Genomic DNA, 15127 nt, shown 5'->3' on the forward strand with positions numbered 1-15127 from the left:
GGCGCGAGAGCGCCTGCGGATCCGTGGACATCCGCTCGGGAAGCCGGGCCCAACCCACCCGGACCGGTGGAAGAAGATCTACCTCCGGGGCGTACTGCGCCTCGGCGACCGCGTCGTCGTCTTCGGGCGCAGGACGTAGGGCGTAGGGCCGGACGTAGGGCTGACGCCGGGTGGAGGGACGGCCCGGCAGCCATGGTGGTCAGCGACTCAGGAGGGGTCGTCCGGGACGGCGGACAGCAGTTGGTGCAGGATCGGGCCGGCCGAGCCGCCGCCCGTCACTCCCTGTTCGACCACGCACGCCACGGCGACGTTGCCGCGCCGGGCCACGAGCCAGCCGTTGTTCTCCTCGTCATCGGCGACTTCGGCCGTGCCCGTCTTCGCGCCTATCCCGCCCGGCAGGTCGGCCAGGACGTGTGCCGTCCCGTCGGTGACGGTCGCCCGCATCATCGTGCGCAACTGGCCGACCACGGACGCCGGCAGGGGCGTGGTGGAGGTGTTGTCCTTCTTGCCGGGCACGATCGTGGGCTGGTGGAAGCGGCCGGACGCCGCGGTCGCGGTGACTGACGCCATGACCAGCGGGTTCGCCTGCACGCGGCCCTGGCCGATCATCGCCGCCGCCTTCTCGGTCTCGTCCTTCGGCACCGGCACCGCCCCGTCGTACGAGGGGATGCCGACGTGCCACTCCTGGCCGACGCCGAAGTACTTGCGCGCCACGTCGCCGCTCTCCGCGTCCCCGAGTTTGCCGCGCAGGCTGATGAACGCGGTGTTGCAGGACTCCGTGAAGTCCTTCTGGAAGGTGGCGCCGCGGAACTCGGACGTCTCCACGTTGTGGAACTCCTTGCCCACGATGAGGTGCTTGGGACAGTCCACGACGGTGTCAGGCGTCACGGCGTTCTTCAGTAGAAGCGCGCTGCTGGTGACGATCTTCCAGGTCGAGCCGGGGGCGTAGGTTCCCGAGACGGCCCGGTTGAAGCCGGTGGCGGGGGAGTTGGCCATCGCGAGCACCTCACCGTTGTCGACGCGCAGCGCGACCAGTGAAGCGTTCTTTCCCCCGGCTTCGGAGGCGAGCGCGGCGTCGGCGGCGGACTGCCAGGCGGCGTCCAGAGTGGTCTTGACCGGTGCGTCGTCCGCTGCTCCGGCCTCGGCCCCGCCGCCCTTCGGTCCCTTCCCGAACGTGGTCTCCGTCCCCGTCGTCTCTCCGGTGACCCTGTCGACGAGCCGGATCGCCCCGCGGGCCGCGCCACTGCCGTCGCCTGCGAACTGGGTGAGGAGAGGCTGCAACGAAGGGTATGCGTCACCGGTCAGCGACTTGCCGTGACGGTCCGAGACCTGGGGCGCGCTGGTGTCCTCGCGCTCGAGGCGGAACTTGGCCTTCTCGCTGAGGTGTGGGTGAACGATTCCCAGGGACCAGTCGACTTTCCAGTCGCCGTCGCCGCTCTCGCGCAGCGGCACGTGCGAGGTGTACGTCCAGGTGCCGAGCCCCTTCACCGGCATCTTCGCCGTGAAGGGCACCCGTACGGTGCCGTCGTCCGTGGTCTCGGCCGCGGACGCGGTCAGCCGCGGCTCGGTGATGTCGAGGCCCGCGGTGAAGCTCTGCAGCACGTCCTCGGCGCGCGCGGGGTTGGTGGTGCGGGCGGCGGCCCCGCCGTAGCGGCCGTGGGACCAGTCGGCGAGGAAGTCCCGTGCCTGCTTGGCGGCGGCGGGGTCGCGCGCGTCCGAGCCGCGGTCGAAGGGGCCGAGCTCCGCGGCGTAGGCGCCGCCGGCCGCGACGGCACAGACCACGGCGACAGCACAGACGGTTCTGAGCGGAGAGCGCGGGGCTCTCCTCCTGGTCGGAAGGTGTGTCATGCCGTGAGGAGAGCAAGCGAGTCCACTGCATGTCCAAGTCTGATAAGAGTTGCCTACTGATTAAAACTGGATATGGTTGCTGGTCGTGGACCTGATCCGGCACTTGGAGTGCTTCGTGGCTGTTGCAGAAGAGTCACACTTCGGCCGGGCCGCGACCCGCCTCGGCATGGCGCAGCCTCCTTTGTCGCAGCGCATCCAGCGCCTCGAGCGGGAGCTTGAGGTGCGGCTTTTCGACCGCACGAGCCGTCAGGTCGCCCTCACCAAGGCCGGGACGCTGCTGCTGCCCGAGGCGCGGGAACTGCTCGCGAGGGCCGGGACACTGCGTGCCGCCGCCCGCCGCATCAGGGACGGGGAGAGCGGTTTGCTGCGCGCGGCGCTGCCGCCCGACATCGCGGGTGTCACGGTCGCCGCCGTGCTCACGGAGTTCCAGAAACGGTGCTCCGAGGTGGAGCTGGAACTGCACGAGCTGTCCACCGCCGAGCAACTCGACCGCTTCGGGACACGCGAGCTCGACGTAGGGCTGGTGCACCATCCCTGCGACGTGACCGGCCTGGAACTCGGCCCGGTGCTCCGCCGTGACCTGGGCGTCCTGCTGCCGCCCGGCGCACCCGCCGCCGAGCACACCGCGGTACCGCTCGCCGCGCTCACCGGCCACGACCTGGTCCTCTTCCCCCGTGCCGGATCCCCCGCGCTCTACGACGATCTGCTGACCACCTGTGCGCGCGGCGGCTACACGCCGCCCGCGGTCCGGCACGGCCGGGGAGCCAGCTTCACCCGCGGCCTCGTGATGTCCGCCGGGGCTGTCGCCTTCACTCCGCGCGACACCCGGGACGACACCGCGCACCCCGATCTCGTGTGGCGCCCGCTCGCCGGCGCGCCCTTGGCCTGGCGGCACTCCGTCGCCTGGCCCCAACTGCACGGCGACGCCGCCGTACGCGCCTTCACGGACGCCGCCGAGCACGCACTGCGCACCACGGCCGACGCCCGCCCCGACACCCCCGCACGTCCCATGCATCTGCGCCCCGCAGCGGAGTACTGGCTATGACCGACACGTCCACCGCCATCGGTACGGCGTTCGCCGACGCCGGAGTCACCGGGTGGCTGCACGCCCTCGACATCGACACCGGCGCCGAACTCGACTGGCAGGGAAACCAGTCGGTGTGCACCGCCAGCGTTCACAAGCTGCCCCTGCTGGTCGCCCTGCACGAGCGGGCGGCGGCCGGCGACCTGGACCTCACCGAGCAGGTCGAGTGCCCGCCCACCGGGCGCACCGCGGGGCCGACCGGTCTCGCGGCCATGCTGGACGGGGCCCGGCTCTCCCTGCGCGACCTGGCCTACCTGATGATGGCCGTCAGCGACAACGCCGCCGCCGATCTGCTCCTGACGCGCGTCGGCCTGGACGCCGTCAACCGTACGACGCTCCGCATCGGCCTCACCCGCACCCAGGCCGTGCACTCCTTCGGGGCGGCCATGGCCATGATCAAGGAGGACGCGGGACCCGACGGCGTCCGCGCCCTGGCCGACCCGCACGTCATCGCCCGGCTGCGCGCGCTCGACCCGGCGCGGGCCAACCACAGCACCCCGCGCGACCTGACCCGGCTGCTCGCCGCCATCTGGCGCGATACCGCCGGCACACCCGAACACTGCGCCGCCATGCGGCGCCTGATGGCCCTTCAGGTGTGGCCGCATCGGCTCGCGTCCGGCTTTCCCTTCGACGACGTGCACGTCGCGGGCAAGACCGGGTCGCTGCCGACCCTGCGGGGCGAGGTCGGCACCGTGGAGTACCCGGACGGCGGCCGCTACGCCCTCGCCGTGTTCACCCGCTCCGTACGCAGCTCCGCGATCCTGCCCGCCGCCGACGCCGTGATCGGCACAGCCGCGAGGATCGCCGTGGACACGCTCCGCGCGAACAGGAAGGCGAGCTGAAGATCCCACCTCTGGTCGGGGCGAGGTCCGTACGCGGGGGAAAGAAGCTGCGCTGCAAGGCCGCCGACACGTAGTCGACCCCGGTGGTATGCGGTGGCGTCGATGGGTAGCGCTGCCGGCATCGGTCTGATGGCACTGGAACAACCCTGTGGGCCGGTCGGAAGTTTCGGCATCGGAGCTTCGCGTGCCCTGCAAAACGAGCCGACCCAGAACTTGACGCAGCACTAGGGAGGGGTGCCGCCTCCGAAGGGAGGTTGCCGCTGCCTTGGCTTGGGGGTCCTGATGCTCAGCAGGACGTAGCCGGGGGCGCACACCGATGTGAGCGGGTGCGGCTGGGCGTGGAAGCTGGGACTGGGCGGCGTGACTTGGTGTCTGTCACGTCGCCCAGTCCTCAGATGCACAGGCGGGGTGTCAGCTGATGGCCTTGTAGCCGGTGAATTCTTCGGATGCCACGATCACGGGGCCCATGCCGGTGGCGGTCAGGTCGTGGAAGAGCCGGAGGCGGCCGGAGTTGGGGGTGGTGGCCCAGAGGTCGAGCTTGCCGTTGTTGTCGGCGTCCGGAGCCGCGGTGAACAGGGGCACGGTGGTGGTGCTGAAGTTGCTGCCGATGGCGGTGCGGTCGGAGACGCTGATGTCGTAGCCGTCATCGCCTTCCTTGCCGTGGAAGACGTAGAGTCCGCCGGTGTCGGCGCGGTCGTAGCGCACGACGAGGTCGGGCTGCCCGTCCCCGTTCCAGTCGCCGGGGGCGGCCAGGGTGACGTCGTTGACGGTGGAGACGCCGTCGGAGATGGGATCGTCGGGTCCGGCCAGCAGGACGGGGTCGCGTTCGGAGTCGAGGCGGTTGTCGTTGCTGCCGTAGTAGAGCCAGATGAATGTGCCGTCGTTGACGATGAGGTCTGGGTAGCTGTCGGTGTCGGGTATGCCGTCGTTGTCGAGGTCGAGGGGGCCATCGACGTCACCTACGGCCAGGATCTGCTTGGCGCCGTTCTTCCAGTGGTTGTTGGCGGCGGCGTAGACGGTGAGTTCCTGGCGTTCGCTGCTGGTTCCGGTTCCCTCGCAGGCGGTGCAGGCGAAGCCGAACCCGTTGTTGGGGTGGAGCCACAGCCGGTCGGTGTCGGTGGCGGCGTCGTGGCGAAGGGCGACGAGGTCTTCGTAGCCGTCGTCGGTCCAGTCGCCGCGGTGGGTGATCTGTACGTCGTTCCAGGTCGAGTTGGAGGCCGGGGTCGCGGCGTCCTTGACGGTGCCGTCGCCGGCTCCGTAGGCACGGTGCAGGACGCCCTCGGCGTCGACGGCCCAGAGGTCGGCGTTGCCGTCGCCGTTGATGTCTCCTGGCTTGTCCTTCTGCTTGAGGCCGTTGGCGTAGAAGAGGTAGTCGGCGGTGTCGGAGCGGTTGCCGGCCTTGTCCAGGCTGCGGGCGTAGAGGTGGTTGGCGCCCGAGGCGGTCGGGGTGAATTTCACGGTGACGCTGCCGCCGGCCGAGGCGGGGGAGGCGGTGCGGACGGTGGGCTCGGTGTCGGTCCAGTACTCGTACTTGGTGACGTCGCTGACGCCACCGCTGGAGAGGGTGAAGGTGCCTTCGGTGCGCACGGAGTTGGTGCCGGCGGGCCAGCCTTCGCTGCCGTCGGGGAACTGACTGGACTTGATGGCGGGCGGGGTGCTGGGGCGGTTGGGGTCGAAGACGAACCGGCAGCCGGCGGCGCCGAGGGTGGGAGTCCAGTCCGATGTGGCTTTGCCGTCGTCGGCCTGTGCCTTCCAGGAGAAGTTGCCGTTCGCCGTGGTCAGGTACTGGCTGAGGGTGGCCTTGGGAATTTTGATCTTGGCGACGGTGCCGGAGGTGACGGAGACGGTCTTGTTGAAGAACACGCCGGGGCCGTCGTCGTGGTGGCCGGTGGCCCACAGGTGGAAGCGGGCGGTGAGGGTCCCGCCGTCCTTGTCGCTGATCTTCGCGGTGAGGTAGACGTCCGTGTTGCCGATGAGGCCGTAGGGGGCCACGTCACCGCAGCCCTTGCTGTTCTTGGTGGAGGGCACCGTGTCCAGGCCGCTGGGCGCGCTGGGGACGGTGTTGTACTCGGTGGACATCACCGCGGACTTGGCGTCGAACTTCTTCCACCCGTACACGTCCGACTCGCTGGACGCGGCGAGTTCCAGGCTGATGGTGTTCCACTTGCCGGACGCGGCGTCCTTGGCACCCTTGCTGACGTCGAAGGCGAGGTTGCCTGCGGGGCAGTCACCGCTCCAGCCCTTGGCGTCGGTGACGCTGTCCATCTGTTCACGGCGGTCGGGACGGTTGTTCCAGGTCGTCGACGAGCCGATTGTCGCCGTGCGCCACAACTGCACGGGTTTGGCGGTGCACGACCATGACCACGTGTTCTTGATCCGGAACGTGGACTTGATGACCTGCTTGTCGGTGCTCCACAGGTTCTTGGTGTTCATGCGGAAGTAGGAGCGGGCCAGGCCATTGGTCACGTTCTCATAGCCGGCCCGGGCCGTGGTCGTGGTCTTGCCGTCCCAGCCCGCGCCGTTGAAGTACGAGGTCGTGGGGTACTTCTTGTAGGCGATCGTCCAGGAGTAGCGCGAGCCTTCGACGTAGGGGTCGATGTACACCGGATATGTGGTGTCCTTCCCCGTCATCAGGTCCGGGTCCGGGGTGAGTCTCAGTGTGTCGTCGGTGACCGCGACGGGCATGGAGGCTTCCTGAGCGCCCGGAGCCGGCTCGAACTCGCCGGGTGATGCGGGGCCTTGCGAGGTGTCGGCCTTGGCCGGCCGGCGGGCGACGTCGTGGGAGGTGCTGTCCCACATCCGCGGGGTCGGAGCCGTGAACACCTGCTGCCCGGCAGGGTTCGTGGCGCTGAGGTTGCCTGCCTCGTCCGCAGTGACGTCCACGCCGTTGCTGGACAGCTTGTAGGTGATGTCCTCCAGCTCCGGGCTGGCCGCGGCCTGGGCCGTCTTGACCACGAGGAGCTGGCCGAAGCCGGAGGCACCGGCCCGCAGTTTGAGATCGACGTCGGGAAGCACGTCCGCGTAGGTGACGGTGTCGTCCTCGATCGTGGGGGCCGGCAGCGCAGTGGGCCAGGTCAGTGAAACGCTGCGGCCGTCCCGAGTGATCGTGGCCAGCGGCCCTTTGCCTCCGCCGGAGAACTCGAGACCCACCCCGGTGGCCTCCGGGCTGATGGTGCCGTCGGAGTTCTCGGACAGGCTGGTGTCGATGTCGACGAGCCGGTTGCCCTTACGAACCCACTGCGCGATCGCGTACCGGTCCTCGGTGAACGTGCCGGAGGGGTTGGCGAACACCTGGGAGGCCTCCGTGCGCCGGGACAGCACCTCCGCCGGGTCCCCGGTCTCCTCCGCCTTGGCCAGAGCCTTCGTCTCTTCCGGCGTGAGGTCCGAGTCGATTTTCGTTGCCGCGCCGGGGTCGGCTGCGGCACTAGGCCCAGCGGTGGCCAACGGGGCGACAAGCCCGACGGATATCGCTGCCACGACAGCAACGCGGAATCTCGCTTTTTTACGAGGCCATCTCTGGCGATGTCTCATTACTCTTCCTTTTCCATATCTAAACATGGTGCAGCGGCACCCTACAACCAGTCGGCACCTTTCCTTCTGGGGAGATCGGGCATCCAAGAGGGTGGGGGAGGGGGTCGGTCCCGACGTTGCTTCAGTCGGTGAGGGTGACCTCCTGGTTGGTCATACCTGCACCTCAGGGCGTCCTGGCGGCGGCCTGACGCATGAGCCGGGTCAATGGTTGTACAGGCCACGGGTGGTCTTCTGCTGTGCCGTGGAGTACGCCCCCGATCTGTAATTCAACGCGCCGCGATAATTTTGCGTACGAATGGTGCAATGTCGGACATAATTGAAATGTTGGAAATCGACATAACGAGATCATTAAGTTTCCTTGAATCTCTCTTGACTCAACTAGATTCTCTCTACATTTGATTTGTTGTTTTTGATTTCTAGACAGTGAGGGGGGACTTCACGTGAGAGAAACGAGCCGAAGAAGACCCGGCCTGCCACGAGGGCGCGCCCGGCTTCGCTGGACGGCGGTCTCGCTTGCCGGGTTCCTGCTGACCGGAGCACTGGCCGGACCCGTCGCCGCGGCCGCGGAGCTGGAACTGCGCAAGCTGACGGAAACGGAGCCGGTCCCGACGCGTGCGGTCAAGGCCAAGGAGCTCAAGCCGGTCGACCAGACGCGCGGCAAGGAGTTCCGGCCCGACAGCAAGGCCCGGTGGCCCAAGGCCGGTGCGGCCAGGCTGAAGGTTCCCGGTCCGGGCCGCACCACGGCACGCGCTCAGGCGGGCGACCTGCCCGTGGCAGCGACCGCATCGGCCGGGCGCGACCGCGGCCAGACCACGGACCTGGACGTGCAGGTCCTCAGCCATGACGACGCCCGCGACGCCGGCGTCAACGGAGTCCTGCTGGCTGTGCGCGGAGCAGCGGCGAAGAAGGCCGACGACTCCGTGCAACTGAAGGTCGACTACTCGTCGTTCGCCGGAATGTACGGCGGTGACTGGGCCTTGCGCCTGACCGCCACCGTGCTGGACGACTGTGTACTGACCGCCCCCACGGCCCGCTCGTGCAAGCCGGGCACACCGCTGAAGACCGACAACGACCCCAAGGCGCAGACGCTCACCGCCGACGTGCCGGTGAGCGTGGTCGCGGACACCTCGTCAGACGCGACCGACGATCAGGGCGCCGCGGCGCTGGTCACACCTTCTCCAAGCAAGACATCCGCCACCGGACTGGCCGCCGGCAGCGGCGTGCGGCTGGTGGCCCTGGCCGCCGCAGCATCAGGCCCCACGGGCAACTATGGCGCCACACCGGTTTCCCCGTCGGGCAACTGGTCGGCAGGCGGCTCCTCAGGCGGTTTCGCCTGGAGCTACGACATGCCCACTCCCAGTGTGCCGGGCGACCTTGCCCCCGACCTGGGCCTGTCCTACTCCTCGCAGTCGATCGACGGCCGCACCGCCGCGACCAACAACCAGGCCAACTGGGTTGCCGACGGCTGGTCCCTGTCGCCCGGTTCGATCGAGCGCCGCTACGTCTCCTGCGAGGACGACAAGGACGGCGGCAACAACCCCTCGACCAAGGTCGGCGACCTGTGCTGGAAGAACGACAACGCCACCCTCAGCCTGGGCGGCGAGTCCAGCGAGCTGGTCAAGGACGACAAGACCGGCGTGTGGAAGAAGAAGCAGGACGACGGCACCCGCGTCGAGCGCTTCACCAACAGCACTCTCACCAACGGTGACAACGATGGCGAGTACTGGCGCGTCGCCACGTCCGACGGCACCCAGTACTACTTCGGCCGCAACAAGATGGCCGGCTGGGCCACCGGGAAGGACGTGACCAACTCCGCCTGGACGGTCCCGGTGTACGGAAACCAGTCCGGCGAGCCCTGCCACGCGTCGGCGTTCGCCGACTCCTGGTGTCAGCAGGCCTGGCGCTGGAACCTCGACGCGGTCGTCGACCCGCACGGCAATGCGATGGTCTATTACTGGGGCAAGGAGTCCAACTACTACCAGCGCAACATCGACAGCAGCTACAAGGGCACCATGACGCCCTACACACGCGGCGGCTACCTCAAGCGCATCGAGTACGGCCTGCGCAGCAGCGACTACTACGCCGACCCGGCCGCGAAGGCCGAGTTCACCGTGGCCGAGCGGTGTCTGCCCACCAGTTCCTTCGACTGCGCGACGGACAAGTTCACCAAGACAAACGCCAAGTACTGGCCGGACGTCCCCTTCGACAAGTACTGCACATCCTCCTCCGCCTGCGAAGGAAACTCCTCCCCGTCCTACTTCACCCGCAAGATGCTGACCAGCGTGTCCACCTACGGGCGCAACGACAGCGGACTGCAGAAGGTCGACACCTGGGCGCTGCGGCACCAGTACCCCGCCACCGGCGACGGCACCGATCCCTCTCTGTGGCTGGCCGGCATCACCCGCACCGGGCACGCGGGGGGCACCGACACCAGCCTGCCCGAGGTCCTCACCTACGGCGTCCAACTGCCCAACCGCGTCGAGGGTGCCGTCGACGAGATCCCGCCGTACGTCCGCTACCGGATCAGCGCGATCAAGAACGAGACCGGCTCCACGCTCGGCGTGACCTACTCCTCCGGCGACTGCACCGCCACGTCACTGCCGACCCCCTCGTCGAACACCAAGCGCTGTTACCCCGTGATCTGGTCACCGCCGGACGCACCGGCCGCCGACTACAAGCCCTACCAGGACTGGTTCCACACCTACGTGGTGACCAAGATGCTGGAGTCCGACGACGTCGCGGGAGCCCCGGTCAAGCGCACCGACTACCGCTACCTCGGCGGCATGGCCTGGGGCAAGGACGACGACGAGTTCACCAAGGCCGACGAGCGCACCTGGGGCAACCGCCTCGGCTACGGCCGGGTCCAGACCCTCACCGGCGACCCGGCCGAGGGCAAGCAGACCCTCAGCGAAACCCGCTACTTCCGCGGCATCGACGGAGCCAAGGTCGCCGACTCCACCGGCACCGAAGTCAGCGACCACGAATCGTTCGCCGGCCAGAGCCGGGAAGAAGCCACCTACAACGGCGACGGCGGCGCTCTCGTAGAGGCCACCAGCTACACCCCCTGGCACTCCGCCGCAGTGGCGATCCACTCTCGCACGGCCGACAAGCTGCCCGAGGTGAACGCCTGGCAGACGGGCGTGAAGGAGGACCAGACTCGCACCACCGTCTCCGGCGTCAGCGCCCCGCGACTGACGAAGACGACGCGCACGTTCGACTCCTACGGCATGGTCGACTCCGTCTCCGAGACCGGAGACACCGCCAAGTCCGGTGACGAACAGTGCACGATCACCAGCTACACCCGCAACACCACCACCAATCTGCTCAACCTGATCGCCGAGACCAAGACCGTCGCCAAGCCCTGCGGCGCCACGCCGTCCCTGCCGGACGACCTCATCTCGGCCTCCCGCACCTACTACGACAACGCCACCGCCCTGACCACCGCACCGACCAAGGGCGATGTCACCAAGGAAGAAGAGCAGGACGGCAAGGGCACCGGCTACCTCACCACGGCCACGAACAAGTACGACGTCTACGGCCGCCAGACCCACTCCACCGACGCCGAAGGCGCCACCACCGACGTCACCTTCACCCCGGCCACCGGGCGCGCCCCGACCGAGACACAGACGACCAACGCCCTCGGGCACACCAGCAAGGAGATCACCGAGCCGCTGCGCGGGCTGACCACGGCCACCATCGACGCCAACGGCAAGCGCGCCGACCTGGAGTACGACGCACTCGGCCACCTCGTCAAGGCCTGGGACACCGGCTGGCCCAAGGCCGACCACGCCACCCAGCCCTCAGCCCAGTACACCTACGCCATCACCCGCACCAAGCCCACCGTCATCACCGTCAAGACCCTCAACTACCAGGGCTCGTACGACACGGCGTACGCCTTCTACGACGGCCTGATGCGCGAGCGGGAGACCCAGTCCGCGGCCATCGGCGCCAGCACCGGAAAGCTCGTCACAGAGAACCTCTACGACACCCGCGGCCTGACCTGGAAGAGCTACAGCTCCTACTACGCCGGCGGAGCCCCCTCGGCCACTCTGGTGACCGGCGACGACACCAAGGTCCCGGCCGCGACCGAGAACCGCTTCGACGGCGCCGGACGCACCACCGCCTCACTCGCCCTGCGCTTCGGCGACGAGACCCGCCGCACCGCCACCGAGTACTCAGGCGACCGCACCACCGTCATCCCGCCCCAGGGTGGCACCGCCACCACCACCGTCGTCGACGCCCTCGGCCGCACCAGCGAAAAGCGCGAATACACCGACGCCGCACGCACCAAGTACCTGACCACCAGCTACAGCTACAGCCCCCTCGGCAACCTCGACAAGATCACCGGCCCCGAAGGCACCGTCTGGAACTGGACCTACGACCACCGCGGCCGCCAGACCAAGACCGTCGACCCGGACAAGGGCACCAGCACCACCACCTACGACGACGACGATCGTCCCCTCACCAGCACCGACGCCCGCAACATCACCCTGACCAACAAGTACGACGACCTCGGCCGCACCACCGAACTCAAGCAGGGCGACACCGTGCGCGCCGCCTGGTCCTACGACACGGTCGCCAAGGGCCAACTCGCCTCCGACACTCGCTACATCGACGGCCAGGCCTACACCAACCGCATCGACACCTACGACGACCGCTACCAGGTCACCAAGAGCACCAGCACCCTGCCCGCCGACGCGGGAGGCCTCGCCGGAAGCTACAGCTGGACCTTCGGATACAACAGCTACACCGGCGCCCAGGAATGGACGCTCAACCCCGCCCTCGGCAACCTTCCTTCCGAACGCGTCACCACCGTCTACGGCGAGGGCAACCTGCCCATCAAGACCACCGCCGGACAGGTCACCCTGGTCAACAGCGTCAACTACGACGTGTTCGGCCGCGCCGGCCGCACCGAGTACGGCGTCCTGGGCCGCAAGGTCTATGACACCCGCGTCTTCGACGAACACACAGGCCGCCTCACCCAGCACACCATCGACGGCGACGTGGCCCTGCGCATCGATGACACCCAGTATGGCTACGACCCCGCCGGCAACGTCACCCGCATCACCGAAAGCGCAGGCCAGGGCGCCGCCACCACCTACGACACCCAGTGCTTCGCCACCGACGCGCTGCAGCGCATGACCGAGGCGTGGACCGCCAAGAACCGTGCCGACACCTGCGCCGGCGCACCCACCAGCAGCACCGTGGGCGGACCGGACTCGTACTGGCACAGCTATAAGTACGACGACTCCGGTAACCGCACCCAACTCGTCCAGCACGCCACCACCACCGGCGTGGACACTGTCACCCGCACCTACGCCACCGCAGAGCCCACCGCGGCCAACCCGCACGCCCTGCGCAGCGTCACCACCACCGGCGGGAAAGACGCCGGAACCGAGACCTTCGCCTACGACGACGGAGCCGGCAACACCACCGGCCGCAGCGGCGGCGACCGGGACCAGAAACTTGCCTGGGACCCGGAGGGACATCTGCAGAAGGTCACCGAGAACGGCAAGAGCACCGAGTACCTCTACGACGCCGGCGGCAACCGCATGCTGGCCAGACAGGCCGACGGCTCCACCACGGCCTACCTGCCCGGCGGCAACGAACTGACCGTCACCGGCGCCGGGACAAAGCAGGCCACCCGGTACTACACGCACAACGGCGAGAACATCGCGATGCGCAACGCCTCGGGATTCCAGTTCCTCCTCGCCGACCAGCAAGGCACCGCGCTCCTCGCCGTCGCCTTCGGCACCGGCCAGGCCGTCACCCGCCGCAAGCAACTCCCCTTCGGAGGCGAACGCTCCACCACCGGCTCCACCGCATGGCCCGGCGACCGCGGCTTCCTCAGTGGCACCAGCGACCCCACCGGCTACACCCACCTCGGAGCCCGCGAATACAACCCGGAAACCGGCAGATTCCTCTCCGTCGACCCACTCTTCACCACCGACGACCCCTCCCAGCACAACGCCTACCAATACGGAAACAACAACCCCGCCACCTACTCCGATCCCACCGGCGAAGCATTCGTAGAATGCCGATCCGGCCAGTACAGCTGCTCTTACGGAAAGAACACCGCCGACGTCACCAAGGTCGAATTCGGCAAGAACTACGAACAGGTCACTCGAGCCCAGGGCGGCACGCCCTCCAAGCACTACTACACACAGGTGACCACAGGTAAGAAGTACACCTACGTCAAGGGACGTGGCGTCACTAAATACACCAGCTCGCAGCTCAGCGCCGGCGAAAAGCTTCAGAAGCAGCGCGAGGCTGAGTACAAGAGATATATCGCCTGGGTGAAGGCAGAGCGAAAGAAGGCCGAGGCACGCTCGGAAGCGAACCAAAAGGAGCAAGGCTTCTGGGGGAAGCTAAAGTCCGGCCTTCACAATACATTCGGCACCTGGGACGGCTGGAAAAACAGAGTTCTGCCGGCCGTCGGCTTCGGAGCTTGCCTCGTGGTCTCCGCTGGTGCCTGTGTTGTTGTGGGAGCAGTTGCGGCCACGGCAACATTCGTAGGCGAAGGTGCAATCAACGGGAACTGGGACGCCGGGACCTACGCAAAGGGCTTGGCGTGGGGCGCCCTTGGGGGGTTCGCCGCCGTCAAATATGCTCGCTGGGGAGGAGCTACGGCGAAGGAAGCTCTGTGGGGAGGCGCAGTGGCACGCACGACGGTACGTGTGAAACCTGCGACTACCACGAGCGGCGCGATCTGGCGGGACGGTCCGATTGACTGGGCCGCGACGCGGGGCAACATCGGAGTCAATGCCGGATTCAACTTCGGGTTCTGTGGCGCCGGCGCGTTCAGTGTCGGAAGCCAAGTCGGATCCTGTTGAGCGGAACGCGCTCCGCCTCAACATCTTGACATCGTGAAATGGGGGCTGGCCATGGGAGCCAAGGTCAGCCCCTGCCGCCTTTGGCGGCATCTATTGAAAGTTGTGAGACGTGGCTAGATATCGGCGCATAACCGGCGGAACTGTACTGCACAGGAAGTCATTCAAGATATTTTCTTGGATCCTCCCCGCTCTCTTTGTGGGTGGTGCGCTATTTGCCGCGCTGAGTGGTTTCCGTGAGTCGAACCCGGATGCTTTGCGGGGCGGGGCTCTGATATGCCTGGTTGCCTGCGCGTGCCGATTCGTCACCCAGTCCAGGATCCATTTGCAGGGAGAATCCCTCATCGTGGTCAACCCTGCGTCCTGGTACGAGGTTCCCTACGGGAAGCTCTACCGAGCGGAAGCAGGGCGTGGTCGAGGTCTGATGCTGCGCCTCAAAGGGGTACCTGTCGACGAATCCGAAATTTACGTAGTGGGATATGCCGGATCCTTTCTGGACAGGTACTTTCGGACCGCAGAGTCAGCCGGGAAGTCCCTGAATAAGGCGGCCAAGAGGAATTCTTCGCCATCCTCAAGTGTGGAAGGTCGCATACTCCGAGGAATTCCCAGAGATTCTCTGGTGGAAGGGCTCGTCGTCCTTTCGATTGCGCTGTTCATCGCTTCACTTGCTGTGTAGAAGGGCGTCCCTCCTGCGCTGCCAGCACGCCGCCCCATGTTCAGAGGCCAATGCGCTAAAATCAACGCCGGCACCTTTTCCGATCCAGTCGGTGAAATCCTACTTAGGATTCCACTACAGTCATTATAGCCGCCCCTTCGGAAAGGGGTTCTACACGCAGGTGGCAACGGGTAAGAAGTACACCTAAGAACGGCTAACACGCTGAGCGCTTTCCAACCTCATGCTGACGCATGTGAAGGGCGAGGACGGCCTTCACCATGCGTCAGCATGAGGTTGGAAAGCGCTCAGTGCATCGCTCACAGCAGACAGATAGCGC

5 protein-coding genes are annotated in these 15127 nt (G+C 67.3%); 3 read left to right on the forward strand and 2 right to left on the reverse strand.

What is annotated here, in order from left to right:
• Positions 1-207: 207 nt before the first annotated feature.
• Positions 208-1848 (reverse strand): penicillin-binding transpeptidase domain-containing protein, encoded by a 1641-nt coding sequence (locus tag ABII15_RS30760; protein WP_353945531.1) that lies wholly within the window; start codon positions 1846-1848, stop codon positions 208-210.
• A gap of 115 nt (positions 1849-1963) precedes the next feature.
• Between ABII15_RS30760 and ABII15_RS30765 the strand changes: the two genes are divergently transcribed.
• Together ABII15_RS30765 and ABII15_RS30770 are read left to right on the forward strand one after the other, a co-directional pair.
• Entirely contained in the window at positions 1964-2893 is a 930-nt protein-coding gene (locus ABII15_RS30765; RefSeq protein ID WP_353945532.1) for a LysR substrate-binding domain-containing protein, read from the forward strand.
• On the forward strand, positions 2890-3774 hold the full coding sequence (locus ABII15_RS30770; RefSeq protein WP_353945533.1) for a serine hydrolase: 885 nt from the start codon (positions 2890-2892) through the stop codon (positions 3772-3774). Before ABII15_RS30765 ends, ABII15_RS30770 begins: the two co-directional genes overlap by 4 nt.
• Before the next feature lie 411 nt (positions 3775-4185).
• Here the strand turns inward: ABII15_RS30770 and ABII15_RS30775 are convergent, their stop codons facing one another.
• Positions 4186-7251 (reverse strand): VCBS repeat-containing protein, encoded by a 3066-nt coding sequence (locus tag ABII15_RS30775; protein WP_353945534.1) that lies wholly within the window; start codon positions 7249-7251, stop codon positions 4186-4188.
• Positions 7252-7745: 494 nt separating this feature from the next.
• Here ABII15_RS30775 and ABII15_RS30780 point away from each other — a divergent pair, with 494 nt between their 5' ends.
• The gene (locus ABII15_RS30780) at positions 7746-14138 is read left to right on the forward strand and encodes an RHS repeat-associated core domain-containing protein (protein WP_353945535.1); all 6393 of its coding nucleotides are present in this window, start codon (positions 7746-7748) and stop codon (positions 14136-14138) included.
• The last annotated feature ends 989 nt before the right edge of the window (positions 14139-15127 follow it).

It is taken from the genome of Streptomyces sp. HUAS MG91, assembly GCF_040529335.1.
Lineage (GTDB): Bacteria > Actinomycetota > Actinomycetes > Streptomycetales > Streptomycetaceae > Streptomyces > Streptomyces tabacisoli.

Excerpts from the sequence above, each read along its gene's own strand:
- ABII15_RS30760 (WP_353945531.1), bottom strand. The coding sequence starts at position 1,848 with ATGACACACCTTCCGACCAGGAGGAGAGCCCCGCGCTCTCCGCTCAGA.
- ABII15_RS30770 (WP_353945533.1), top strand. The coding sequence starts at position 2,890 with ATGACCGACACGTCCACCGCCATCGGTACGGCGTTCGCCGACGCCGGA.